Source organism: Rhodococcus quanlei (genome assembly GCF_055231015.1).
The window spans coordinates 13,472-37,952 of sequence record NZ_JBUYWD010000012.1 but is presented as its reverse complement, the minus strand read 5'-3'; the positions used below and the strand labels follow the sequence as shown (position 1 = coordinate 37,952).

Annotated in this window: 25 protein-coding genes; 6 read left to right on the top strand and 19 right to left on the bottom strand. The window is 65.5% G+C overall.

Going from position 1 to position 24,481, the window contains the following annotated elements; translation table 11 throughout:
- Positions 1-85 precede the first annotated feature (85 nt).
- The 14 genes from lysS to ACZI8Q_RS10845 all read right to left on the bottom strand — a co-directional run bounded on the left by lysS (position 86) and on the right by ACZI8Q_RS10845 (position 13,391).
- A complete protein-coding gene (gene lysS / locus ACZI8Q_RS10910) occupies positions 86-1,597 on the bottom strand; it encodes a lysine--tRNA ligase (protein WP_463373548.1) in 1,512 nt (503 codons plus the stop codon).
- Positions 1,598-1,674: 77 nt separating this feature from the next.
- On the bottom strand, positions 1,675-2,049 hold the full coding sequence (locus ACZI8Q_RS10905) for a rhodanese-like domain-containing protein (RefSeq protein ID WP_463373764.1): 375 nt from the start codon (positions 2,047-2,049) through the stop codon (positions 1,675-1,677).
- A 186-nt stretch (positions 2,050-2,235) separates the two neighbouring features.
- Entirely contained in the window at positions 2,236-3,054 is an 819-nt protein-coding gene (locus ACZI8Q_RS10900; protein WP_463373547.1) for a type III pantothenate kinase, read from the bottom strand.
- Between the two features lie 2 nt (positions 3,055-3,056).
- Entirely contained in the window at positions 3,057-3,503 is a 447-nt protein-coding gene (panD, locus tag ACZI8Q_RS10895; RefSeq protein ID WP_463373546.1) for an aspartate 1-decarboxylase, read from the bottom strand.
- Between the two features lie 18 nt (positions 3,504-3,521).
- Entirely contained in the window at positions 3,522-4,463 is a 942-nt protein-coding gene (gene panC / locus ACZI8Q_RS10890; protein WP_463373545.1) for a pantoate--beta-alanine ligase, read from the bottom strand.
- Complete coding sequence (locus tag ACZI8Q_RS10885; RefSeq protein WP_463373544.1) at positions 4,456-5,412, bottom strand: Rossmann-like and DUF2520 domain-containing protein; 957 nt, start codon at positions 5,410-5,412, stop codon at positions 4,456-4,458. The genes panC and ACZI8Q_RS10885 overlap by 8 nt, the downstream gene beginning before the upstream one ends.
- Before the next feature lie 135 nt (positions 5,413-5,547).
- Positions 5,548-6,471 (bottom strand): DUF6779 domain-containing protein, encoded by a 924-nt coding sequence (locus tag ACZI8Q_RS10880; protein ID WP_463373543.1) that lies wholly within the window; start codon positions 6,469-6,471, stop codon positions 5,548-5,550.
- Positions 6,472-6,520: 49 nt separating this feature from the next.
- Complete coding sequence (locus ACZI8Q_RS10875) at positions 6,521-6,988, bottom strand: DUF3180 domain-containing protein (protein ID WP_463373542.1); 468 nt, start codon at positions 6,986-6,988, stop codon at positions 6,521-6,523.
- Entirely contained in the window at positions 6,985-7,494 is a 510-nt protein-coding gene (gene folK / locus ACZI8Q_RS10870; protein WP_463373541.1) for a 2-amino-4-hydroxy-6-hydroxymethyldihydropteridine diphosphokinase, read from the bottom strand. The genes ACZI8Q_RS10875 and folK overlap by 4 nt, the downstream gene beginning before the upstream one ends.
- Positions 7,495-7,541: 47 nt before the next feature.
- On the bottom strand, positions 7,542-7,910 hold the full coding sequence (gene folB, locus ACZI8Q_RS10865; RefSeq protein WP_463373540.1) for a dihydroneopterin aldolase: 369 nt from the start codon (positions 7,908-7,910) through the stop codon (positions 7,542-7,544).
- Entirely contained in the window at positions 7,903-8,772 is an 870-nt protein-coding gene (gene folP, locus ACZI8Q_RS10860; RefSeq protein ID WP_463373539.1) for a dihydropteroate synthase, read from the bottom strand. Before folP ends, folB begins: the two co-directional genes overlap by 8 nt.
- On the bottom strand, positions 8,769-9,386 hold the full coding sequence (gene folE, locus ACZI8Q_RS10855; RefSeq protein ID WP_463373538.1) for a GTP cyclohydrolase I FolE: 618 nt from the start codon (positions 9,384-9,386) through the stop codon (positions 8,769-8,771). Before folE ends, folP begins: the two co-directional genes overlap by 4 nt.
- 63 nt (positions 9,387-9,449) lie before the next feature.
- A complete protein-coding gene (ftsH, locus tag ACZI8Q_RS10850; RefSeq protein ID WP_463373537.1) occupies positions 9,450-11,849 on the bottom strand; it encodes an ATP-dependent zinc metalloprotease FtsH in 2,400 nt (799 codons plus the stop codon).
- 186 nt (positions 11,850-12,035) lie between these two features.
- Positions 12,036-13,391, bottom strand: coding sequence for an amidase (locus tag ACZI8Q_RS10845; RefSeq protein ID WP_463373536.1), 1,356 nt, complete (start codon positions 13,389-13,391; stop codon positions 12,036-12,038).
- A gap of 84 nt (positions 13,392-13,475) precedes the next feature.
- On the opposite strand from ACZI8Q_RS10845, the gene ACZI8Q_RS10840 reads away from it, so the two are divergent.
- Both ACZI8Q_RS10840 and ACZI8Q_RS10835 read left to right on the top strand, forming a co-directional pair.
- Positions 13,476-15,416, top strand: a complete 1,941-nt coding sequence (locus ACZI8Q_RS10840) for a serine/threonine-protein kinase (protein ID WP_463373535.1) — start codon at positions 13,476-13,478, stop codon at positions 15,414-15,416.
- 30 nt (positions 15,417-15,446) lie between these two features.
- Complete coding sequence (locus tag ACZI8Q_RS10835) at positions 15,447-16,409, top strand: alpha/beta fold hydrolase (protein WP_463373534.1); 963 nt, start codon at positions 15,447-15,449, stop codon at positions 16,407-16,409.
- Between the two features lie 10 nt (positions 16,410-16,419).
- Here ACZI8Q_RS10835 and hpt read toward each other — a convergent pair whose 3' ends face one another.
- Genes hpt through dacB form a run of 4 tightly spaced genes read right to left on the bottom strand, consistent with a single transcriptional unit; the run spans position 16,420 to position 20,398 of the window.
- Positions 16,420-16,974, bottom strand: a complete 555-nt coding sequence (gene hpt / locus ACZI8Q_RS10830) for a hypoxanthine phosphoribosyltransferase (RefSeq protein WP_463373533.1) — start codon at positions 16,972-16,974, stop codon at positions 16,420-16,422.
- Positions 16,975-16,977: 3 nt separating this feature from the next.
- On the bottom strand, positions 16,978-17,967 hold the full coding sequence (tilS, locus tag ACZI8Q_RS10825; RefSeq protein ID WP_463373532.1) for a tRNA lysidine(34) synthetase TilS: 990 nt from the start codon (positions 17,965-17,967) through the stop codon (positions 16,978-16,980).
- Positions 17,968-17,981: 14 nt separating this feature from the next.
- The gene (locus ACZI8Q_RS10820; protein WP_463373531.1) at positions 17,982-19,019 is read right to left on the bottom strand and encodes a zinc-dependent metalloprotease; all 1,038 of its coding nucleotides are present in this window, start codon (positions 19,017-19,019) and stop codon (positions 17,982-17,984) included.
- Positions 19,019-20,398: a D-alanyl-D-alanine carboxypeptidase/D-alanyl-D-alanine endopeptidase gene (gene dacB, locus ACZI8Q_RS10815; RefSeq protein ID WP_463373763.1), complete on the bottom strand. Its 1,380-nt coding sequence runs from the start codon at positions 20,396-20,398 to the stop codon at positions 19,019-19,021. The genes ACZI8Q_RS10820 and dacB overlap by 1 nt, the downstream gene beginning before the upstream one ends.
- 150 nt (positions 20,399-20,548) lie before the next feature.
- Between dacB and ACZI8Q_RS10810 the strand changes: the two genes are divergently transcribed.
- Positions 20,549-21,040, top strand: coding sequence for an inorganic diphosphatase (locus ACZI8Q_RS10810; protein WP_463373530.1), 492 nt, complete (start codon positions 20,549-20,551; stop codon positions 21,038-21,040).
- A 63-nt stretch (positions 21,041-21,103) separates the two neighbouring features.
- On the opposite strand, the gene ACZI8Q_RS10805 is transcribed toward ACZI8Q_RS10810, so the two are convergent.
- Positions 21,104-21,934: a crotonase/enoyl-CoA hydratase family protein gene (locus ACZI8Q_RS10805; RefSeq protein ID WP_463373529.1), complete on the bottom strand. Its 831-nt coding sequence runs from the start codon at positions 21,932-21,934 to the stop codon at positions 21,104-21,106.
- Positions 21,935-22,017: 83 nt separating this feature from the next.
- Between ACZI8Q_RS10805 and ACZI8Q_RS10800 the strand changes: the two genes are divergently transcribed.
- The 3 genes from ACZI8Q_RS10800 to ACZI8Q_RS10790 all read left to right on the top strand — a co-directional run bounded on the left by ACZI8Q_RS10800 (position 22,018) and on the right by ACZI8Q_RS10790 (position 24,412).
- A complete protein-coding gene (locus ACZI8Q_RS10800) occupies positions 22,018-23,133 on the top strand; it encodes an alpha/beta fold hydrolase (RefSeq protein WP_463373528.1) in 1,116 nt (371 codons plus the stop codon).
- 84 nt (positions 23,134-23,217) lie between these two features.
- Positions 23,218-23,904, top strand: a complete 687-nt coding sequence (locus ACZI8Q_RS10795; protein WP_463373527.1) for a hypothetical protein — start codon at positions 23,218-23,220, stop codon at positions 23,902-23,904.
- A 34-nt stretch (positions 23,905-23,938) separates the two neighbouring features.
- A complete protein-coding gene (locus tag ACZI8Q_RS10790; protein WP_463373526.1) occupies positions 23,939-24,412 on the top strand; it encodes a YbaK/EbsC family protein in 474 nt (157 codons plus the stop codon).
- Positions 24,413-24,481: the final 69 nt, after the last annotated feature.

Here is a 24,481-nt window from a genome sequence, read left to right as displayed (position 1 = left end):
CTCTACCCCCAACCGCCGACATTCGAGGATGTCGGCCGAATGGCCGAAACGGCCATCCATTCATTCCAGACGAATGACCGAGGAATCAGCGGGACGAGGGCCGAACAATGGGGAACAGAATTGTTTCACGGATTCCCGATCCGGTCAGTGCCATGAGCAGCCGATCGATTCCCATCCCGGTACCGGTGGTCGGCGGCATGCCCTGCTCCATGGCTGCCAGGAACTCTTCGTCGAGCACCATCGCCTCGTCGTCACCTGCCGACGCCAGACGCGCCTGGTCGACGAAGCGTTCGCGCTGAACAACAGGGTCGACGAGCTCGGAGTAGCCGGTGGCCAACTCGAATCCGCGAACGTAGAGGTCCCACTTCTCGGTGACACCCTTCTTGCTGCGGTGATCACGTGTGAGCGGCGACGTCTCGACCGGGAAATCCCGGACGAAAGTGGGCTCGTGAAGTTGGTCGCCACACTGGTGTTCCCACAACTCCTCGACGAGCTTGCCGTGACCGTAACCCTTGCCCTCGGGAATTTCCAGACCCTCCTTTGCCGCGAGAGCTTCGAGTTCGGCAACCGTGGTGTCGGGGGTGATCTCGGTGCCGATCGCTTCGGAAAGCGACGGGTACATCTCGAGGGTCTTCCATTCGCCGCTGAAGTCGTATTCGGTTCCGTCCGCGAGAGTGACGATCTGAGTGCCGAACGCTTCCTGCGCCACTTCCTGGACGAGCTCGCGAATCATCACGGCCGAGTCGTCGTACGTTCCGTAGGCCTCGTACGTTTCGAGCATCGCGAATTCGGGTGAGTGCGTCGAGTCGACACCCTCGTTCCGGAAATTGCGATTGATCTCGAACACTTTCTCGATACCGCCGACGACGCAACGCTTGAGGAAAAGCTCAGGCGCGATCCGCAGGTACAAGTCCATGTCCAGTGCGTTCGAATGCGTCACGAACGGCCTCGCCGCCGCTCCGCCGTGCAGCGTCTGCAACATCGGGGTCTCGACCTCGAGGAATCCACGACGCTCGAGCGCGTTCCGCAGGGCCCGCACCACGGCGACACGCTTGCGCGCGTTCTCTCGGGCCTCGGGGCGCACGATCAGGTCCGCGTACCGCTGACGGACGCGCGACTCCTCACTCATCTCCTTGTGCGCAACCGGCAGCGGGCGCAACGCCTTGGAGGCAATCTGCCAGGACGCGGCCATCACGCTCAGCTCGCCGCGACGAGAACTGATCACCTCGCCCGCAACGAATACGAAGTCACCGAGGTCGACGTCCGCCTTCCAGGCTGCGAGCGCATCCTCTCCCACCCCGGCAAGGCTGATCATGGCCTGGAGCTGGGTGCCATCACCTTCCTGCAGGGTGGCGAAACAGAGCTTGCCCGTGTTCCGCATGAAGATCACGCGACCGACGACGCCGACCTGGTCACCGGTTGCGGTGTCCGCTTCCAGTTCGGGGTACTTCTGCCGGACCTCGGCCAGCGAGTGCGTGCGTGCCACCGACACCGGGTATGCCTCGCGTCCCTCGGCGAGAAGGCGCTCGCGCTTCTCCTGCCGGATGCGGAGCTGCTCGGGGGTATCGTCGACTGGCTGCGCTGCTACTTCACTCACGGGTAGCCAGCCTAATACCTGCGGGTGGACAACCCGAGTGCACCCGTGAATGCTCGGCCGGACAAGTGTGCTGCAGATCAGTGTGCGGTGACCGTCGCCACTTCGCGTGTGCAGTGGGCGGTGGCCGCCAGCGAGCCGACCATGCCGGCGGCCTTGATCGCCTGGTACCCGCCGACGACGGCGGTGACGCGGTGCAGGCCACTCTGTCGCAGCGAGACGGCGGCACGGGTCGATGAGCCTCCCTCGGAGGAGACAAGAATCCATTCGACGTCGTGACTCACGGCCAGGGCGAGGCGGGAGTCACCTTTCGGGTCGACCCGCTGTGCGAGTGTGCTGGGTTCGATCGCGAGCGCCCCGGGCAGGGTGCCTTCGTCCTGGCGCTGCTCCTGCGTGCGGATGTCCACCACGATTGCGCCGCGGGTCAGCGCCTCGGGCAGCTGGAATGCGTACATTCGATCGGCCAGCGACGGGGCGGGCACGGATACAGCAGGGGAAGAAAGTGTAGAGAGCACGAGTGAGACTCCAGGAATGTGTGAATTGGTCGAGGCAGCGTTCAGCCTCGACAACACTCCTGAGCACTCGCAGCGAAATTCACGTCGATGATTATGTCACAACCCGGGGGCCGGGGAAAGGCGTCCTCACAGATGTGCAGCACGCCGACCTGCACCACGGCGCGCCTGATTGCGCTCGAACACCAGCCGCAGCCCTTCCAGGGTCAGGTGAGATTCGAGATGCTCGATGGTGTCCGATTCCGGCACGATGAGCGGCGCGGTGTCGCCCGTCGCGATCACGGACACATTCGGGCCCGCAAATGCCGGAAGTTCGGCCCGCACCCGGCGGACGAGTCCGTCGACCATCCCGGCGAACCCGAACACGGCACCCGACTGCATGCACTCGACGGTGTTCTTTCCGACCACCGAGCGCGGACGGATCAGCTCCACCTTCCGCAAGGCCGCGGACTGCGAGGCCAACGCATCGGTCGAGATCGCGATCCCCGGCGCGATCGAGCCGCCGAGAAACTCACCTTTCTCGGACACCACGTCGATGCACGTCGACGTCCCGAAGTCGACGACGATCGCGGGCGTTCCGTACCGGTGATGAGCGGCCAGACTGTTCACGATCCGGTCTGCGCCCACCTCCTTCGGGTTGTCCACGAGCAGCGGAACTCCCGTTCGCACACCGGGTTCCACCACCACGTGGGGCACGTGATCCCAATACCGCGACAACATCACCCTGATCTCACGCAGAACCGAGGGGACAGTGGACAATGCAGCCACACCCACGATCTCGTCCGTGTGCGATCCGAGCAATCCCCGGAAGGTCAGCGCCAGCTCGTCCGCGGTGACGCGCGAGTCGGTACGCATCCGCCAGTCCCGAACCAGGTGAGCATGATCTCCGGTCCCACTGAAGAGACCGAGATCGGTGCTGGTGTTCCGGACATCGACGGCGAGGAGCACTGTCAGACCAGACTGGATTCGCGCGGAGCGTCGAGTTCGGAGAGCATCCGCGGCGTCACGAGGCCGGACCCCTCGGGTGCGTGAGCGGGGTCCGAACCCAATTCGACCTGCTTGTTCTTCTCGTCGACGAACACCACTCGCGGCTCGTACTCACGCACCTCCTGCTCGTCCATGACGCCGTAGGCGATCAGGATGACGAGGTCGCCGGGATTGACCAGATGGGCTGCGGCACCGTTGATCCCGATGACGCCACTGCCCCGCTCCCCGGAGATGACGTACGTCTCGAGGCGAGCGCCGTTGTCGATGTCGACGATGCAGACCTGCTCGCCTTCGAGCAGATCTGCCGCGTCCATCAGGTCCTGGTCGACGGTCACCGATCCCACGTAATGCAGGTCGGCATGAGTGACGGTGGCACGGTGGATCTTCGACTTCATCATGGTGCGAAACATGCTGGGTCCTAACGTTTTCTATCGGGAGAGCAGATCGTCTGCGGCGGCGGCCAGTGCGGCGTCGCCTTCGGGGTCACGTTCGAGGAATCCGGTGCCTATCGCGACACCGACGTTGTCGATGAGCCGGGTGGTTCCGACGCGGGCGGCCACCAACAGCCGTCCGTCTCCACGTTCGGGCGCCGGACCGAGGTTCACACCGCGAACCTCGAGGTACTCGATCTCGAGGTCGGGTGCGGCAGCGAGCACATCCCGGGCCGTGGCAACGATGGCGTCGGCGCCACCCGCCGCAGCATGAGCACCCGCAATCAGTGCGGCGGACAACGCCGTCGCTGCTGCTCGCTGCTCTTCGCCGAGGTAACGGTTGCGCGACGACAAGGCGAGCCCATCGTGTTCCCGGACGGTGGGAACCCCGTAGATGTCGACGTCGATGTTCAAGTCCCGCACCATCTGCTGAATCAGCGTCAACTGCTGGTAGTCCTTCTCACCGAAGATCGCCATGTTCGGGTTCACGATCTGCAGCAGTTTCGCGACCACCGTGAGCATTCCGGCGAAGTGGGTGGGCCGCGACGCTCCCTCGAGTTCGGCGCCGAGCGGGCCGGGGTGGATCATCGTCCGCTGACCGGCCGGGTACATCGCCGACGCGGCGGGAACGAACGCCAACTCCACGCCGGCCTCCCGCAGCACCTCGAGATCCGCGTCGAGCGTGCGCGGGTACGAGTCGAGGTCCTCGCCTTCACCGAACTGCAGAGGGTTCACGAAGATCGACACCACCACGATGGCGCCGGTCGACCTCGCCTGCTGGATCAGTTCGACATGCCCGGCGTGCAGCGCGCCCATCGTCGGCACGAGTGCCACCGTCCGTCCGACGCCACGCAGCGCCCGGGTCACCCGGCGCATCATCTGCGGGTCGTCGTGCACGGTGAGTTCACCGCGCGTGTATCCGCCCTGAGGATCACTCACAGGACTCACCTCCACGCTTCGTTACATTTCGAGATTCCACAAGGTCGAGCATGTTTTGCTGCGCACCCACTCGCTGAGCCGATCGCAGAGACATCGCGCGGTAGCCGGCAGCGATCCGCGGGTCGACGTCGGTCAGAGCATCCAGGTGCGCGGACACGGCATCGACGTCCCCGCGCGCGACCGGGCCGGTGAGGGCGGATGGCCCCCGGCGCAGCACGTTGTCGAGCGAAGCGGTGAGGAGCGGCGCGATGACACGCTCGGCGACCCCGCCCGGTTCGTCGCCCACCAACTCCTGTCCGAGCAGTTCCTGCCCTTCCAGTGCCACTCGCAGTGCCTGCACCGCATCGGACACGAGCGTCACCAGGTGATTACTGCCGTGGGCCAGGGCCGCGTGGTACAGCGGGCGCATCGCCTCGTTCACGCGGACCGGTTCGCCACCGATCTCGAGGACGAGCGATTGCGCAATGGCGTATCCGATGTCGTCGGCCGCAGTGATGCCGAAGCAGGCGGACGGCAATCGGGAGGTGTCTTCGTCGTGGCCGGTGAAGGTCATGGCCGGGTGTACGGCGAGCGGCAGTGCGCCCGCGGCGGTGAGCGGTTCGAGAATCGCGATCCCGTTCGCCCCGGACGTGTGGAGGACGATCGTTCCCGGGCGAACCGCCCCTGTGGCAGCCAAACCGCGAACCAGACCGGCCAGTTCGCTGTCGGGGACCGCGAGGATCAGGAGTTCTGCCCGCGCGGCGACACCGTCGACGGGAAGAATTTCGGTGTCGGGAAGGCGCAGGTTCGCGCGGCTGACGGAAGCATCGGATACAGCAGAGCAGGCGACCACGACATGACCGACCCGCTCCAAAGCAGCGCCGATAGCCGTTCCAACCCGACCCGCCGAGACGATACCTACCGTCAATCGTGCAGGTGCAGGCTCATTCGTGATCCCGAAGGAGGTCACTGTCGTCCTCTCGTTCGTTCCAGTCCCGCTCTGCGGGTACCAGACGTCCTGCGGTGAGGATAGTCGCAGCCCAGCGTGACCCGCCATGCCAAGCAGGGGTGATATACGCCTCACATGCGCGGTCGAGGTAGGTGTTCACTCCGCGCGTCTGCGCCGCCTGCCGCCACTGCTGCTCGCTGTCGCCGACTCGGCATTCAGGTTCGCCATGATCTGAGCAACCGTCAGGCCGCTCGAGTGTGCGCCGGCAGACGCATCAGGCTCGTTATCGGTATCGGGCTCGAACTCGGGCTCGGGTTCGGGTTCGGGCTCCACTTCCTGGACCCGGACGTGTGCCTCCTCGAACTCGGCGTCCTGTACTCGCTCGTCGTGCGGGTATCCGTTCGACCGGTATTCGGGCGGAACGACAGCGGTTTCCGCTGTCACCGGGGCGTCGTCCGGGGAGGCGAATGCGTAGCCCGTCGCAGGGTGCTGCCCTGCAGGTCCGCCCTGCAAGTAGGGCCGCGACCCCGCCGAGTCGGCCTGGTTCGGGCCGGAACCCGGAATGTACAAACCGGAAGCCGCCGGTTGGTAGCTGCTGTACGAGCCACCCGCCAATTCCTGTACGCGCGTCGAGTCGGCACGCAGGGCTGTTCGCTCCTCGGGGAAGGCGCCGTCGAACAGGACCTCGAGGTTCTTGCGAAGCGTCGCAAGCTCGGCACGCAGCGCCGCCAACTCCTCCGAGTCTGCTCGCACCTCGGATCGAACACGCTTCTCGACGGTGAGTTCGTATTCACGGCGAGCTGCGACCTCACGCTCGAGTTGCAGTTCGTACACGGTCTGCAGATCCTTGACCTTGGCCTTGTCCAGAGCGGATTCGCGGCGGTACTTGGTCATGGCAATTGCGCCCAGCCAGGCGGCCCACACAGCGAGAACCAAACCCACCCGCAGCACCTGCACGCTGTCACTGAAGATCAGGAACAGCGATGCCACGACCGCCAGCGCAAGAAGGCCGGCGACGATCATCTGGCTGGCACTGCGTTTCGGGCGGCGCTGTGCCTTCTGGCGACCAGGATTCGTCATGGTGCCAGAGTACTTGTCACCGACGGGCCGCCCGTGTTCGCGACACCGGTCAATGCGCCGGTTCGTCGTTCGTGTCGTCTGGTGTGCGACAACAGTGTTCCAACCACAGCGCCGCGGCGATCACAGCAATTGCGGCCACCAGGCCGACCCATGCGCCGGGTGCGTCGTCGTCGGCCGCCTTCAGCCAGGACTGCTGAGGAAGGAGATAGATCAGAAAGCCCGACCACACACCCGCGGCTGCGGCCCCAACCAGAGCCGATGCCTTGGCGAGAGCTGCTGCGCGGGCTGCGGTGATCGGATGGATCTGATGGCGGTCCGGACCGATTCGGTGGTCCTTGACCCGTGATCGGATCAGGAAGGCCAGCACCGTCTCCGCGACAGCCACCAGATAAAGGGATGCACCGGCAAAGATCGGTATCGGTGGCACCGATCCGTAAAAGGCGCGCACGAGTATCCAGGTGACGGCGAGAGCTGTTCCGGCCAGCAGCACGAGGTCCCAGATACGGGTGGGTTTCATCGTGCCCATTGCAACCCCATGGCGCTCGGCCGCACGCCGGACCGCTCACTCTCGTCGATACCCGCGAGCAACGCGGCGACACGTACCCGGCGCCCACCGACAATCAGTTCCGCATCGGGCTCCACGTCGAGCCACGGCACCAGGACGAACGCACGCAGATGCGCTCGTGGATGCGGGAGGGTGAGAAGCGGATCGTCGCTGACGACGTCGTCGCAGGTGATCACGTCCACGTCGAGGCTGCGCGGCCCCCACCGCTGAGTCCTGACTCGGTCCGCATCCTGCTCGCACTGTCGACCGAAGCGCAGCCAGTCGTGGCAGGAGAAATCTGGGTCGTCTGCGACGACGACGGCGTTGAGAAAGTCCTGCTGCTCGACCCCACCCCACGGGGCTGTCGTGTACAGCGGAGACACTGCGAACGTGCGAGCGCCGAGAGCATCGACCACCGACTGCAGGTGCGCACGGCTGTCCCCGAGATTGGACCCGATCGACAACACGACTCTGCTCACGCTCCAGCCCCACTCACGACGCCGCCCCACTCATGACGCTGCCCCACTCACGACGCTGCCCTCACACGGTGCGCCACGACCGCCACGTCCGCGAACGTCAAGGGGATCGGTGCCGACGGCTTGTGCAGCACCACCTCGACCTCGTTCACCCGGCTGTCGGTCATGACGTCGTCGGCGATCTCGGCTGCAACCGTTTCGACGAGATCACGGGACGGTCCGGCTACGATGGCGGCAGCCCGCTCGGCAAGCCTGCCGTAGTCGGCGGTGTCCGTCAGGTCGTCCGATGATGCGGCGCGCGACAGGTCCATCGTGACGATCAGATCGACGTAGAAGTCCTGGCCGTCACGCTTCTCGTGCTCGAACACACCGTGGTGACCGCGCACCTTCAATCCACGCAACTCGATTCGGTCAGGCATCGGTAGCGCCCCCTTCTTGCCAGGCGTCCGCCACGGCGACGGCATCCATCGACGCCTGCACGTCGTGTACTCGTACCCCCCACGCTCCATGGGTGGCGGCGAGCGCGGACACGACGGCGGTCGCGGTCTCACGGCCTGCCGCCGGACGGCTCTCCCCTGCTGAGTTCGCCAACAGGGCGCCGAGGAATCGCTTGCGCGACGCCCCGATCAATACCGGGAATCCGTGCGAACGCAGCTGCGGAAGCGCCGACAGCAGCGCCCAGTTGTGCACGGCACTCTTGGCGAATCCGAGCCCTGGATCGAGAACGATCGCACCGGGGTCGACACCAGCTCGTACGGCTCGGTCCACCTGCACCATCAATTCGTCCGTCACCTCGCCGACCACGTCGTCGTAGTGATCGGCAGGGCCGCGGTGCAGATAGTCGGCGGCGGCGCGCCAATGCATCAAGACCCAGGGCGTCCCAGCCTCCGCGACGACGGCAGCCATGTCGGGATCGGCGCGACCACCGGACACGTCATTGACGATCGTGGCGCCGGCCTCGATCGCAGCTGCCGCCACAGATGCGCGCATCGTGTCGACACTCACCCGGATGCCTTCTGCAACCAGATCCGCAATGACGGGGGCAACTCGCTCCGATTCGACCCGCGGGTCGACGCGAGTCGCGCCCGGCCGAGTCGATTCGCCACCGACGTCCACGATGTCGGTGCCCAGGCGCTGCAATTCGCGGCCGTGGGCCAACGCAGCGTCACGATCGAGGAACCTGCCGCCGTCCGAGAACGAATCGGCCGTGACGTTGAGAACACCCATCACGACCGTGCGATTCGGCCGCGGGAGACTCTCGTTGCGCTGCGTCACGGTCATTTCCGCAGAATGAGGTCCAGCGCTTCGGCCCGCGATGCCGAACTGGACTGCAGAAGCCCGCGAACGGCCGACGTGGTCGTACTCGCCCCAGGTTTGCGGATTCCCCGCATCGCCATGCACAAATGCTCTGCCTCGATCACGACGATCACACCGCGCGGATCCAACTTCCGCACCACCGCGTCGGCGATCTGGCTGGTCAACCGCTCCTGAACCTGCGGGCGCTTGGCATACAGGTCCACGACCCGAGCCAGTTTGGACAGGCCGGTCACCTTGCCGGACTTGCCCGGAATGTAGCCGACGTGCGCAACTCCGTGAAACGACACCAAATGGTGCTCGCATGTGGAGAACATCGGGATGTCGCGCACCAGCACCAGCTCTTGATGTTCCTCGTCGAATGTGGTGTTCAGGACCGCATCCGGGTCGGTGTAGAGGCCGGCGAACATCTCCCGATACGAGCGAGCGACCCGTGCCGGGGTATCGCGCAGCCCCTGCCTGTCGGGATCTTCCCCGACGGCGAGCAGAAGTTCACGTACCGCGGCCTCGGCCCGAGGCTGATCGAACGCCCGTCCCGTTTTCAGGGCCACCAACTCAGTATCGAGATGATTCACCGACAACCGACTACTCCTTCAGCATCTCCGGGCCTTCGGCCCAGCTCACCAAGCCTACTGTCGCTCCGTTCAGCGTGAGCTGCCCGGGCCTTCCCAGGGCATCGTCGGCGGTTGTTCGTCGCCACCGGACTCCGGACGCTGCGACTGGGGCGGCTGCTGCGGCGGCACCGGCGGCGGAGTCCACTGGTTACCGGACGGTTCGCGCGGCGGCCATCCCGGCGCAGACCAACCGGCCGGTGCACCGTAATCCGGACGCGAGGGCTCGGGACGCGGTCCCGGGGTCGGTGCGCCTGGGTACGGCGCCTGAGGAGGCTGCCCCTGATTGGGCTGGGGATAGCCGCCCTGCGGTTGCTGGTATTGCGGCTGCCCGTACTGCGGATCACCGTGTCGGGGCTGCGGTTGCGGTTGCCCATACGAGTGCTCGCCCTGCTGGGGTGGCCCGTATCCCGGCTGCGCATACTGGCCTTCCGGCTGCGACTCACCGTTCTGCGGTTGCGGTTGCGGGTGCGCAAACACCGGTTCCGGCTTCTCGACCCACTCTTCTCCACGCTCGATCGCCAACTCGCGCGGTGTCTTCACCGGTGGCTTGTCGGACGGCGTGCGGGCACCGAAGTCGTTGAACACCGTGATCCGGGGGCGCTTTTCGACACTGTGGAAGATCTGCTCGAGATCCTTGCGGGTGAGCGTTTCGCGATCGAGCAGTTCCGTGGCGAGCACATCGAGGATGTCGCGGTACTCGTTCAAGATCGACCACGCCTCGGTATGCGCCGCCTCGATGAGACTGCGCACCTCCTCGTCGATCTCACGCGCAACCTCGTGCGAGTAGTCCGACTGCTGACCCATCGACCTTCCGAGGAAAGGATCGCCGCCCTCCTGGCCGTAACGCACCGCGCCGAGCTTTGCGCTCATTCCGTACTCGGTCACCATCGAACGCGCGATCTTGGTTGCCATGTCGATGTCGGACGAGGCTCCCGTGGTCGGCTCGTGGAAAACGAGTTCCTCCGCGGCGCGCCCACCCATCGCCATCACGAGTCGGGCGATCATCTCCGACCTGGTCATCAGGCCCTTGTCGTCCTCGGGCACCGTCATGGCGTGACCACCGGTGCGACCGCGGGCAAGGATGGTGACCTTGTACACGGGTTCGATGTCGGGCATCGCCCACGCCGCGAGTGTGTGACCGCCCTCGTGGTAGGCGGTGATCTTCTTCTCGTGCTCACTGATGATGCGGCTCTTGCGGCGCGGCCCACCGACGACACGGTCGACGGACTCCTCGAGCGCAGCCTCCGTGATCACCGCACCGTTCTCGCGCGCGGTGAGCAGGGCTGCCTCGTTGATGACGTTGGCGAGGTCGGCCCCCGACATTCCGACGGTGCGCTTCGCGAGGCCTTCGAGGTCTGCGTTCTGGTCGATCGGCTTGCCTTGCGAGTGCACCTTGAGAATGGCTCGGCGCCCTGCCAAGTCAGGCGCTCCCACCGGGATCTGCCGGTCGAAACGACCGGGACGCAGCAGAGCCGGATCGAGAATGTCAGGACGGTTGGTCGCAGCGATCAGAATGATGCCGGTGCGGTCGCCGAATCCGTCCATCTCGACAAGCAACTGATTGAGCGTCTGCTCACGTTCGTCGTGACCGCCGCCGAGACCCGCACCGCGCTGACGACCGACCGCGTCGATCTCGTCGACGAAGATGATGCAGGGGCTGTTCTGTTTGGCCTGCTCGAACATGTCGCGAACACGAGAGGCACCGACACCGACGAACATCTCGACGAAGTCCGAGCCGGAGATCGTGAAGAAGGGCACACCCGCTTCACCTGCCACGGCGCGGGCGAGCAGCGTCTTACCCGTACCGGGAGGACCGTAGAGCAGCACACCCTTGGGGATCTTGGCGCCGAGCGCCTGGTAGCGCGACGGGTTCTGCAGGAAGTCCTTGATTTCGTACAACTCTTCGACGGCCTCGTCGGCGCCGGCCACGTCCCCGAACGTGGTGGTCGGCATGTCTTTGCTGAGTTGTTTGGCCTTCGACTTGCCGAAGCCCATGACGCCACCGCGTCCGCCACCCTGCATGCGGCTCATCACGAAGAAGAAGATGCCGAGCAGAATCACCATCGGCAGCACGAACAGGAGAAGGGAGGTGAACCAGCTTTCCTGCGAGACCGTGGTGTTGTAGCTCTCGAGACCCTTGCTCTGCACCGTGTCGAAGAGTTGCTCCGAGGCGGCGTCCGGGTACTTGGCGATGATCTCGGTCTTACCCGAGGTGGCGTCGTTCCCCTCCTTCAGCCACAGGCGGATCTGCTGTTCGCGGTCGTCGATCTGTGCCTTGCTGACGTTGTCGCTGTCGAGTTGCGCGATCGCCACCGACGTGTCGACGCTTTCGAACCCGCGCTTGTCGTTGGTGAAATAGCTGACGGCATAGATGATCAGCAAGCCGACGGCAACTATCGCCAGGTTACGAAAAACTATCTTTCGGTTCATACAGGTCGACCGAGTTGGCCGGTCCTTTCGAGAGTTCGGGTCTCCAGGGGGTGCAGTTCCGGCTGTGAACCGGACAATCCAGGTTACCGCGAATGCCCGAGCATGCGTTCGGGCAGCAGTCACCTGGTAATGAACACGGCACCTATTCCATCAACGGATGTGACCACGCTATGGTTCCCTGCCTTGTCACCGGCACGGTGCCACCTTGGTCCAGTTCTCCAACTGCTCGATGTGAGCCGCCAATGCGAGGATCTTCGCTTCGCCGCCCGGCGGCGCCGCAATCTGCACCGCCATCGGGGTCCCGGAACCGTGATGTCGCCCGACCGGAACACTCGCCGCGGGCCACCCCGCCATGTTCCACAGGGCGCCGAACGGGGCGTAGCGGACGTTCGCCACGATGTTGGACAACCACGACTTCTCGCTCCACGCCACCGCTTCGAGGGGCGGCTGAGCAAGCGCCGGTGTGACGACCACATCCGCATTCTCGAAGAACTTCCACAGAACGTTCTCGAGGTCGACCACCTGCTTCGGGTCGATGAATCTGCTGAGGAGCCGACCGAGCGCGGCGTGCCGTCGGGTCCGCGGTTGCAGCAGCGCCGGGTCCAGCCCTGCCGCATCCGCCGCCGTACCCCCTGTCCAACGCGCGAACAGCGGCAGCAGGTTCACCGGATACGGGATTTTCGCGGGCGCGGTGTGATGGCCTGCACCTGCGAGGAGCGCGCCGACCCGTTCGGTTGCGGCTCGCCATTCGGAATCGACCGTCGCCAGCGGGGTCGGTGACGCGACCGCGACGGCCACACGCATCGGTTTCGGCTCCGCCACCCGAGCCAGTTCGGGACGATCCGCCATCACGGACAGCATCAGGGCGGCATCTGCGACCGTGGTGGCGATCGGACCGTTCTCGACCATCCCGAACCACGAGTTCGCCCCCACCTCTGCGGGCACCAAGCCGCGGCCCGGTTTGATCCCGAACACCCCACACGCTGCGGACGGAACGCGAATCGAACCCATCCCGTCGTTTCCGAGCGCGAGGGGGACCATCCCGGCGGCCACGGCAGCCGCAGATCCTCCCGACGATCCGCCAGAACTGCGTTTCGGGTTCCACGGGTTTCGGGTGATGACTTCCGGTGAATCAGTGGCACCGAAGACACACAGTTCGGGAACCGCGGTCAGGCCGACGACTACCGCACCGGCAGCCCGCAGCCGCGCCACGACCGGATGGTCGGCGACCTGCGGTTCGCGTGAGGTTGCCGAGGAACCGTCGCCTTCGGGATGGCCGGTGACAGCGACGTTGTCCTTGATCGCCACGGGGACACCAGCGAGGGGGAGATCCGCCAGGTCACTCCTCGCGCCGATGGCCGCCGCGTCGGCCCGGGCCTGTTCACGCACCGTGACGAAGGCACGAATCCCCCCGTCTCGCGCCACGATCGCCTCGAGAGACCCCTCTGTGGGAACCGACGGTGACAATGTGCCTGCCTTGACCTCGCGGGCGATATCCACAGCAGTGGTGGCCGTCGCGCTGCGCTCCGAATCGTTCGTCATGATCCGATCCTATGTTCGGGCCTGGGATCGATGCCCTATCCGGCGTTACGATTCGAATTGACCGGAACGGGGCGTCGATGCCATATGTCCGAAACGCAGGCGCAGGGAGCCGAGCACCCAGGAACCGCCAAGGACACTCCCGCCTGGACCGTGACGGCCGAGGCAGACCGAACGCGTGAGTCACCGGACGGCACACTCGTCGCGTCCGAGCCCCGGACCCGATCGCTCGAGGACATCGAAGTCGGGTCACGCATCGACGATTTCGACCTCGTGATGTCACTCGGAACCGGAGCGTTCGGCAAGGTCTTCCTGGCCCGTCAGCGGTCGATGCAACGCCTGGTAGCGGTGAAGATCTCGCGCGATCACGGCAACGAGCCGCAAACCCTGGCCAAGCTCGACCACGACTACATCGTGCGCGTGTACGACCAGCGCATCCTCCCGGAGCAGCAACTCCGACTGCTCTACATGCAGTATCTACCCGGCGGCACCTTGCTACGAGTCCTCGAGCGGGCACGTGCGACGCCGGAGCAGGATCGGTCCGGCCGCCTCCTGCTCGACGTGGTCGACGAGGTGATGCGCGACAAGGGCGAACTGCGTCCCACCGATTCGAGTGTGCGGGACGAAATTGCGCAGTTGAGTTGGCCGGAGGCGGTGGCGTGGCTGGGACGGCGGCTGGCCGATGCGCTCGACCACGCGGACCGGCACGGCGTGCTGCACCGCGACATCAAACCGGCGAACATCCTGCTGACAGCCGAGGGGATTCCGAAGCTTGCCGACTTCAACATCAGCTTCGCCGAAACGGTGGCCGGGGCGTCACCGTTGGCGTATTTCGGGGGTTCGCTCGCCTACATGTCGCCCGAGCAACTCGCCGCGTGCCATCGCGATCTGCCGGGCACGGCCGCGGATCTCGACACGCGCAGCGACATCTTCGCTCTCGGAGTGATGCTGTGGGAACTGGCGTGCGGACGGCGCCCCTTCGACGACGGCCCGATCTCCGGCACTTCGCTCTCGACGTTGAAGGGCATGCTCGAACGACGTGCCCACGGGGTGGGGCCTGCGGTCGCGAACGAACTTCCGGCCGACTGTCCCGCCGCGCTTCGCCGTGTTCTGTCGACCTGCCTGGCACCCCGTCCTCACGATCGCTGGTCGAGCGGGCGCGAACTGGCCCACCAGTTCGATCTGTGCCTCGATTCGCGTGCACGTGATCTGGTGGACCCCCCACAGGGAAGTCGTCGTCTGCGCCTGCGGAAGTGGGCGGCATTGTTGGTAGTCCTCGGGATCGCGGTGCCCAACGGGTTGGCGGCTGCATACAACTATCACCACAACAAGATGCTGATCATCAGTGAGTTGTCGCAGCAGGCGGGGCAATCGTTCGAGGCCGTTCAGCTGGCGATCAACGGAACCGTGTTTCCGTTGGGCACGATCGTGTTGGTCTACCTCGGGCGGCGCCCATTGTTCGTGCCGCGCGGGCTGCGTTCCGGGAAGGTCTACGACAAGACCACTCTGTCCCGGGCACGCACGGACACCCTGCTCCTCGGCGACCGCGTGGTGCTGGTGGTGTTCGCGCTGTGGGTGATCGCCGGAATCACCTACCCGATCTCGCTGCAACTTGCCGCCGGCGACGTTCCCCAACGGGCGTACATCCATTTCGTTGCCTCACTCGTGGTGTGCGGCGCGGTGGCTGTGGCGTATCCGTTCTTCATCGTGGCGTTCCTGTCGGTCCGCTACATCTATCCGGTACTGATTCCGCAGGAGATCGCCGGTTCGGACGACGACCGGAAACTCCGCGGCCTGGACCGGCGCAGCATCCGATATCTCGCCGTCGCCGCATCCGTCCCGCTCGCCGGCGTGGCCGGGGTGACCTTCCTGTCACCGGGCGAGATCACCATGGTGATCGTCGCGGTCCGCATCCTGTGCGTGGGCGGCATCTTGGCGTTCGTCGGCGTGTATTGGCTTTTCCGGGAACTCGAGCAAGATCTGACCGCCCTCGAACACGTCGTCGCTTCACGCGCTGACACCGCCTAGACTTCCAGGGTCCGCGAATACCTCACGTAGGTGGACGTCGAAGACGGTGGACGCATCGGAGGGACTGCGATGGCCGACGAGGGGCAGGGCCGGAAGGTACGCATTGCCCGGACACGCGTGGGCCACTTCACGTCCGCGGACGCCAAGGATCTGTTCATGCGCGCCTACACAATCGCGATGGACGCGTTACCCGCCCCCGACCGCGTCCTGGACCTACCGACAGATTTCGGGATCGTGCGCCTCTACTACTTCAAAGGTGACCACGGCGAGCGAGCACCACTGGTGTTGCTGCCCGGCCGCGCCTCCGCCTCCCCTGTTTGGGCCGACAACGTGCCATCGCTCCTCGAGCAACGCCCCGTCTACACGATCGACATGCTCGGCGAACCGGGAATGAGCGTGCAGGACAAACCGATCGATTCCGCGGCGACCCAAGCGCAATGGCTCCACGAAGCGCTGATGACGCTGCCCGAACCGCGGGTGCATCTGCTGGGGATGTCGATCGGAGGCGCGGCGGCGATGAATCTGGCAATCCGTCGACCGGCGAAGCTGGCCAGCATCTCACTGCTCGACCCTCCCCACACATTCAACGGCATGTCCACGCAGGTCATCGTGCGGTCGATCCCGGCCAGCATTCGCTGGTTTCCGAAGAGCTGGCGTGAGAACTTCAACAGCTGGACTGCAGGCGGCGCACCCATCGAAGACGAGCCGGTGGCTGCCATGATCGAGGCCGGTATGCACACCTACGTTTCGAGACTTCCGGCGCCTGTCCGACCGAAGCCGGAACAACTCGAGAGAGTGGAACTTCCGGTACTCGTCATCATGGCCGGACGATCCGTCATGCACGACGCGCGAAAGGCGGCCGAGGTAGCGCGAGCGACGCTGCCGCACGGCCACATCACGGTCTATCCCGACGCCTCCCACGCACTCAACGGCGAATACCCTCAGGAGATTGCCCGTGACGTGGGCAACTTCGTCTCGACCGTGACCGGCTGAGCGAGCAGCGTCAGCCGCCGTAGACGTGCGGCTCGAGAGTGCCGATGTAGGGCAGGTCGCGGTAGCGCTCCGCGTAGTCGAGGCCGTAACCGACGACGAATTCGTTGGGGATGTCGAAGCCGACGTTGTCGACGTTGATGTCCACCTTCACCGCGTCGGGCTTGCGGAGCAGGGTGAGAACATCGAGGGAGGCCGGGTTGCGGGTCTTGAGGTTGCGCATCAACCACGACAGCGTGAGCCCGGAGTCGATGATGTCCTCCACGATCAGAACATGACGGCCGGCGATGTCCTTGTCGAGGTCCTTCAGAATCCGGACGACACCCGACGACGAGGTGGACGATCCGTACGAGCTGACGGCCATGAACTCCATCTGCGTGGGGATCGAAAGTGCACGGGCGAAATCGGTCATGAAGAAGATCGCGCCTTTGAGAACGCCGACCAACAGCAGGTCACCTTCGGGTGCACCGGCCGGGTAACGGGCAGCAACTTCTTCGGCGAGTTCCGCAGTTCGTCGACGAATCTGTTCTTCGGAGATCAATACCGATGCGATGTCGCCGTCGTACACGCGTCAAACCCTTCGCTCTTCGTCCGGCCCTGTGCCTTCCAAACCGATACTCAGCCTGCCACGTCGACGGCGCACCACCAACCTCGCGTCGGGGGTACCGCCGCCGACGGCCACGCCGCCCTGACCTCGCCAGCGTCCGATCAGTTCGTCGACTGCACGTAATTGCAGGTCTGTCAGCCCCTTCGCACCTTGTTCATGCAGCCAGCTCCGCAGCACTCGCCGGCGGATCGGCGCCTGCTCGCCCTCGATCTCCGTGACCGACACCTCGTTGCCGACGACGACGCGGTGAACCACCCGCCCGGCGATGGTGTCGAGGACGGCGCCGTCTTCCCGCAATTGCGTGGCCGTCCGTGACAGCGCTCGGGCGACTCCCCCGCCGAGGGCGTCCTCGAGCAGTGGCAGCACCTCGGTGCGCAGTCGCACCCGCGCGAAGTCCGGCGACGAGTTGTGGGGATCCTCGTACGGCTCGATGCCGAGCTCTGCGCAGGCCTGATGCGTCACGGCTCGACGCACGCCCAGCAGGGGCCGACCCCACGGGCAGTCGAACGGGCTCATCCCCCAGATCGATCGCCCACCCGACCCGCGAGCGAGTCCGAGCAGAACGGTTTCGGCCTGATCGTCGAGTGTGTGACCGAGCAGAACGGGCAAGCCACGGCGAGCCCCATCGAGGGCTGAATACCTCGCGGAACGAGCTGCCGCTTCCATGCCGCCGGGGCCGCTGACATCGACCGCGAGGATGTTCGCCGACGCGCACCCGAGGGCAACGGCGTGCTCGGCGGCGGCCTCCGCCACCCGCTTCGAGCCGTCCTGCAAGCGGTGGTCGACGAGGAGCGCATGAACGGTGCCCGCCTCGGCCGCCGCCGCCGCCGTCAAAGCGAGTGAGTCGGGCCCTCCGGACAGTGCCACCACCAACTCACTTCCCGGGGAATGCGCCCCGATCCAGGCCCGGACCGCATGGCGCACCTCGAGGATTGCAGGTTCCTCCGGCAGCATCGACGCAGAATTCCTCAGCCGAGAACGCGGGCGGTCCACGCCGCAGGGTTGTCGATCTCCGCCAACTTCGGCATGGTGTCGGGTCCGGTCCAGATGGTGTTGAACCGTTCCATACCGACCTGGGCGACGACGGCGTCGACGAACCGCTTGCCGCGGACGTACTGTGCCATCTTCGCGTCCATCCCGAGCAACGCGCGGATCAGCCGGTGCATGGGGTTGCTCTTACGGTGACGGCGTGCGTCGAACGCTCCACGGATCCTCGCCACCGACGGCACCACGGCGGGCCCGACTGCGTCCATGACGTGGTCGGCGTGACCTTCGAGCACCGTCCCCAACACCAGCAGCCGGTCCAGTGCGTCCCGCTGCGGCTCGGCCTGCGTGGCACGGAGCAGGCCGACGATGCCGCCCGGTGCGCCGTCCTCGGTATCGGTGCGTCCCCGGTCACGCAGCAGCGCGGACAACCGGCCCACCATGTCGGTCAGCGACTCGTCGTCACCTGCCCCCAGGGTTTCGACCGCATCCTGCATGTAGCCGGCCAGCCACGGCGACGACGAGAACTGGACGCGGTGCGTCACCTCGTGCAGACACACCCACAGCCGGAAGTCCTCGGGGTCGACTCGCAGCGCCCGCTCGACGGCGATGACGTTGGGGGCGACGAGGAGCAATGTGCCGCTCTCGCCCGTGAACGGGTCGTACTGGCCGAGAATGGCGGAGGACAGGTAGGCGAGCATCGCCCCGGCCTGAATGCCCGCCGGCTTCCCGATGAGCAAACCCGATTCGGACTCGCCACCGGTCAGCTGACCCATCGATTGCGCAGCAGCTTCGATCCAACCGGCGCGGTCCACGATCCGGGCAGTCGGGATCGGAAGTCCGTCCGCCAGCCCGGTCACCTCACGCACCGGCATCTCCGCGCGAACGGAGGCATCCGCAAGATCGGCTACCGCCTTTTCGGCGGTGTAGCGAGATGTCGCAGGCCCGCTGCGGACCAGACGCACACCGGTTCTGGCTGCGAGGTTCCAGTCGACCGCACCGATCGACGAGTCGTCGGCCATCAGATGCACCCACAGGTTCGAAGGGACGACGCCAATGCGTCGAGCGCCGGGCGGCTCACACCGGGTGGCCGACCGTTCGACATGAACGTGAAGGTCAGAACCCTGCCGGACTGATCGACGACATACCCGGCAAGGGAACTGGCACCGGAGAGAGTGCCGGTCTTCGCCCGCACCCAACCGGCTCCGACCCGATCTCCCGAGACGAAACGATTCGTCAAACTGCCCGTCGCCCCCGCCACCGGCAGGTAGTCCAGCATCGGACGCAGCTTCGGCTTGTCACCGCCTGCCGCGCCGACGAGAACCTGGTCGAGGGTTCGCGCCGCTATGCGATCGTCGACCGACAGCCCGCTCGTGTCGTGCAACACGAGCCCGGCGAGGTCGAATCCCTCCGAGAACAACGTCTGGGACACCGATGCGGCAGCGCCGACGAAAGACGGTTCCGCACCCACCTTCATGGCGACCTCCCGTCCGATCGTTTCGGCCAGCACATTGTCCGAGTGTCCCATCATCTGGCGCAATCGGTCGCGCAGTGGAGCGGACTGGACGGCGGCAACCTGACGTGCATCGGGAGCTGCGGTACCGAAATCGACAGTATTCGGGTCCACCCCGAGCGCGGCCGCAAGCGCCCGACCTGCGTCGAGGGCCGGCGAATGGCTGCGCGGCGACTCGTCGACCAGTGGATCCAACCGTCCACCGTCGAGCATCACGGGTTCGATGGGGGTGATGTAGCCGGCGTCCACATCCTGCGGGAGCCATCCCTGTGCCATCGTCGGACCCGCATAGAGGCCGGTATCGACCAGAATCCGGTCGACGGGTGTGCCTGCGGCGCGGATGCTGTCTGCGAGATCCACGACGTGGGCAGCACCGGGGTAATACCCCTCCTCGCCTCGCGGTTTTGCTGTGAGGGTGGGGTCTCCACCGCCGACGAGAATCAGCTCGCCCGGATGCGAGCCCTGCACGACCTTCGTCGTCACCCGACTGTCCGGCGACAACACGGACAGCGCAGCGGCCGTGGTCAGGATCTTCGTCGTCGACGCAGGCACCATCGGCCGGTCCGGATCTCCGCTCCACAACACCTGGCCGGTGATCGCGTCGGCGATCACACCACTGAACTCACCGAGATCCGGGTTGGCCAGCGCCGGTCCGATGGTGGCGGCAATGCCACCGGACGACGGAATCGGCGCATTCGGCGCCACCGGAACCACAGCGGGGGCTGCGGCGACCGGCATGGGCGGGGGTGCGACGGTCAGTTCACCGCGCTCACCGGCGACCAACCGGTCCACGGCAACCACCAACAATGCGGCGACCAACAGCACACTCACGATCGCTGCGATCAAGATGCGGGTATTGCGGCGATTACGCCCCCGCAACGATCCGATCGTCTTCTCCTGAAGCGCCAACGCCCCTCCGTGTTCGTATGATTGCCGGGTCACCGGCTCGCGTGGTTGTCGGGTGCCCCAAGACAACAGTAGCGGTGACCGGATATTGTCTCGACGAATCATTACCGACACGACAGCGAGGAATCTTCCGTGGAGTTCGACGTCACCATCGAGATCCCCAAGGGTCAACGAAACAAGTACGAGGTCGACCACGAGACCGGTCGTGTCAAACTCGACCGCTACCTCTACACCTCATTCGGCTACCCCGCCGACTACGGATACATCGAGAACACCCTGGGCGAAGACGGTGACCCGTTGGACGCGATGGTGCTGCTCCCGGAGTCGGTGTTCCCCGGCGTGATCGTCGAGGCACGTCCCGTCGGCATGTTCAAGATGGTCGACGAGGCCGGCGGCGACGACAAGGTTCTCTGCGTTCCCGCCGGCGACCCCCGCTGGGATCACATCCAGGACATCAAGGACGTTTCACAGTTCGAACTCGATGCCATCAAGCACTTCTTCGTGCACTACAAAGACCTCGAGCCGGGCAAGCACGTCGAGGCCGCCGACTGGGTCGGTCTCACGGAGGCGCAGGCCGAAGTCGAGGCCTCCTTCAAGCGCTTGAAGGACAACGGCGGGCACTGACAGCCATCCGCGCATTCGGGCCTCGACGCAATTGCGTCGAGGCCCGAATCGTCGGTACCGGTTCTACTGACCCCGAAATTCGGGTGGACGCTTCTCGAACACTGCCGTGATCGCCTCGGTGAGGTCCTGCGAGGGCAGGAATGCCGCGTTCCAGGCGGCCACGTAGCGCAGGCTGTCGTCGACGGCTGCGGAGCGTGAGTGATCGAGCACGTCCTTGATGCCGTGCACCACGAGCGGCGGGTTGGCGGCGATCTCGGCTGCCGTTGCGTGTGCGGCTGCGAGCACCGCCTCGGCGTCGTCGTACACACCGTTCACGAGGCCGATCTTCTCTGCGTGCCCGGAGTCGACGTCCCTACCCGTCAGGGCCAACTCGCGCAGGTGGCCGTCACCGATGATCGCGGGCAGGCGGGCGAAGCTACCCATATCGGCGACGATCGCGACCTTGACCTCGCGGATGCTGAACTTTGCATCGGTGCTTGCGTAGCGGATGTCGGCAGCCGAGATCAGATCGACACCGCCGCCGATGCACCAACCCTGCACCGCCGCGATGACGGGCTTACGGCAATCGGCGACCGCATTGATGGACTTCTGCATCCGCTTGATCATCTCGTGGAACGTCGTACGCGGCCCCGCCTGCGCCTTGTCCGCCAAAACCGCTCCGAAGTCGCCACTCATGGCGGGCAGGTCCAGCCCGAAGGTGAAGTTCTTTCCGGACCCGGCGAGCACTACGGCGCGCACCTGCGGATCCGCATCGAGATCCGCGAAGATCTCCGGCAGCTCCCGCCAGAAGTCCGGCCCCTGTGCGTTGCCCTTGCTCGGGCCGATCAACGTCACCTGAGCAACGTGGTCCTTCTTTTCGACAGTGAATGCTGTCCAAGTCTTCTCTTCGGTCATGGGTCGAGCGTAGCGATTACGAATACCCCACCAGCTACCTGTAGGTTTGCCGAGCAATCGAAATGGACGTCCGAGGGGGGCACGTGCTCGACTTCGCCTGGAAAATGGCCCAGAACACTCTGAACTCACCGCAGCTGGGCATGGCCGCACGCAATGCGTGGAACCTCTCCTTCGGCGACGGTATCGCCCCGGTCGAACGCACGCCGTCGGAGCTGATCTTCGAAGGCCACCACCGCGATCTGTACCGGTTCGCCGGCACGGGCACCGAGCGACCGGTCCTGCTGGTGCCGCCGCTCGCTGCTCCTGCGCAGTGCTTCGATCTGCGACCCGGACAGAGCCTCGCAGCCCACCTGTCGGACCAGGGCCGCGCAACGTACGTCGTCGACTACGGCGAGATGCACTACTCCGACCGGCATCTCGGGTTCGAGTACTGGACGGAGGACGTCCTCCCCGAGGCGATCCGCCGGGTCAGCGACGCGCACGACGGTGCAGACGTGGATCTGATCGGCTGGAGCCTCGGAGGAACCGTCTCGCTGCTCACCGCAGCATCGCATCCCGAGCTACCGATACGTTCTCTGACCGCAATCGGCACACCCATCGACTATTCCGAGACGGGTTTCGAGCCTCTCCGCGTACTCGGTCGAGTCACCACGGAACGACCGGTCACAGCGTTCACCTGGGCGTTGGGTGGCGTGCCCGCACCCCTCGTACAGGTGGGCTTTCGCCTCACTGCACTGCAGCGCGAACTGACGAAACCCTGGTTCGTGGCCCGCAACCTGCACGAAACCGAGGCACTGTCCCGCATGGAAGCCGTCGACAGATTCCAATCGGAAATGCCCGGCTATCCTGCGCGTCTGTTTCACCAGATGTCCGCGCAGTTGGTGCTCCGCAACGCTCTCGCAAAGGGTCGCGTGAGGGTGGCGGGCCGCCGGATCGACCTCGCCGATGTGTCGGTGCCGGTGCTCGCCGTCGGCGGTACGGAAGACGTCCTCGCTCCGGCCGCGTCTGTGGCGTTTGCGTCCACTGTCCTCACCGGATCACCCCGCGTCCGGTTCGAAACGGCGCCGGGAAGCCATCTCGGACTCGTTGCCGGACCGAACGCACGGGAAACCTCCTGGGCGCACATCGATTCGTTTCTGGACGAGTTGCCAGCACTGCCGGCCGGAGTTGCGGGCAATCAGCTCCCATCTCGCAGGTAGGGCAGCCTTGGTCGACGAAGTGAAACCGGACTGGGTCGCACGACTGGTACGCACCCGACTTTCGGCATTCGCGCAGGTTGCAGCGTGAGCGAGACGACGATGGACCCGACACCCGAGCGCTTTCGGGCCCTGGCGCGCTCGTCGCCGTGGCGTTGGCAGACCGTCACGTTCGATTGGCACGACCCGCATTACGCCGATTCCGCACGGGCGTGGATCAGACGGCCGGCGTCCCTACGGGTCGAGCGACCGCTCGGCCGGTGCATCACGACGTCCATTGTGGACCGTCCATTCGACGGCATGATGCGGGCGAAACCCGGCGGCCCGGCACTGCCCGTCGAAGGCGCCTGGCCGACGGACACCGAACCGGCATTCGATACCGACGGGTTCGTGGCGAGCCGCCCCGACGAGTTCGATGTCGACTACGACCAGCCGTTCCACCAGAACTATCATTGGGTCGCGATGCTCGATCCCGTCGAGTTCACCGACGACGGCGTCGCCCTGATCGATGTTCGGCACGTCGCACACCATGGCCGGGCCGCGTGGGAGGCCCGGGTCACCGCGAACGAGTCCTACGATCCGCGGTGCCCGTGCTGTTCGTTGCTACCCGGAGACGACACTTGGACGCAGTTCGCGCCGGCTGTGATCCGGCTCGACGTCACGACCGGCATCTGCGTGTACATCGAACGCATCCAACCCGAACGGGCCGTGGAACTCGACGTCCATATCATCGCAGTCGATACGCCTCTCGACGACGCACTGTTCGTGAAGTGAAGCAGGTGACGGCGACGCGGCTTACCCTGAGATCATGTCGACGCCACTGCATCCCAATGCGGCGCACGTCTCCGAGACTTTGATCGCGCGCGGCCATCACGGCGTGATCGTGGCCAGCCCCGGCGCCGCCCACACCGCGGCGGAGGCAGCCGACGCAATGGGAGTCGACGTCGGCGCCATCGTGAAGTCGCTGGTGTTCCTGCTCGACGACGAGCCAATCCTGCTTCTGGTGTCGGGCGCACACCAAGCGGATCTGGCCAACACCGGCAAGCGCCTCGAAGGGACGTTGACGCGGGCACCCCTCGACATGGTGGCGACTGCGACCGACCAACCGGTAGGCGGTGTCGCACCCCTCGGGCACCCCACCAACCTGCCGACGTTCGTCGACGTAGCTCTTCAGGAGCACCACGAATTGTGGGCATCGGCCGGTCACCCGAGTTTCATGTTCCGGACGACGTTCTCGGAGCTGCTTCGCGTGACCGCCGGGCTGACCGTGAACATGGACTGAAACTCGTCCCTACAGGGCGCGGACAGGCAGAAACCATCGTGGGCGCCGGCTGCGGCATCGTCGGTGTGC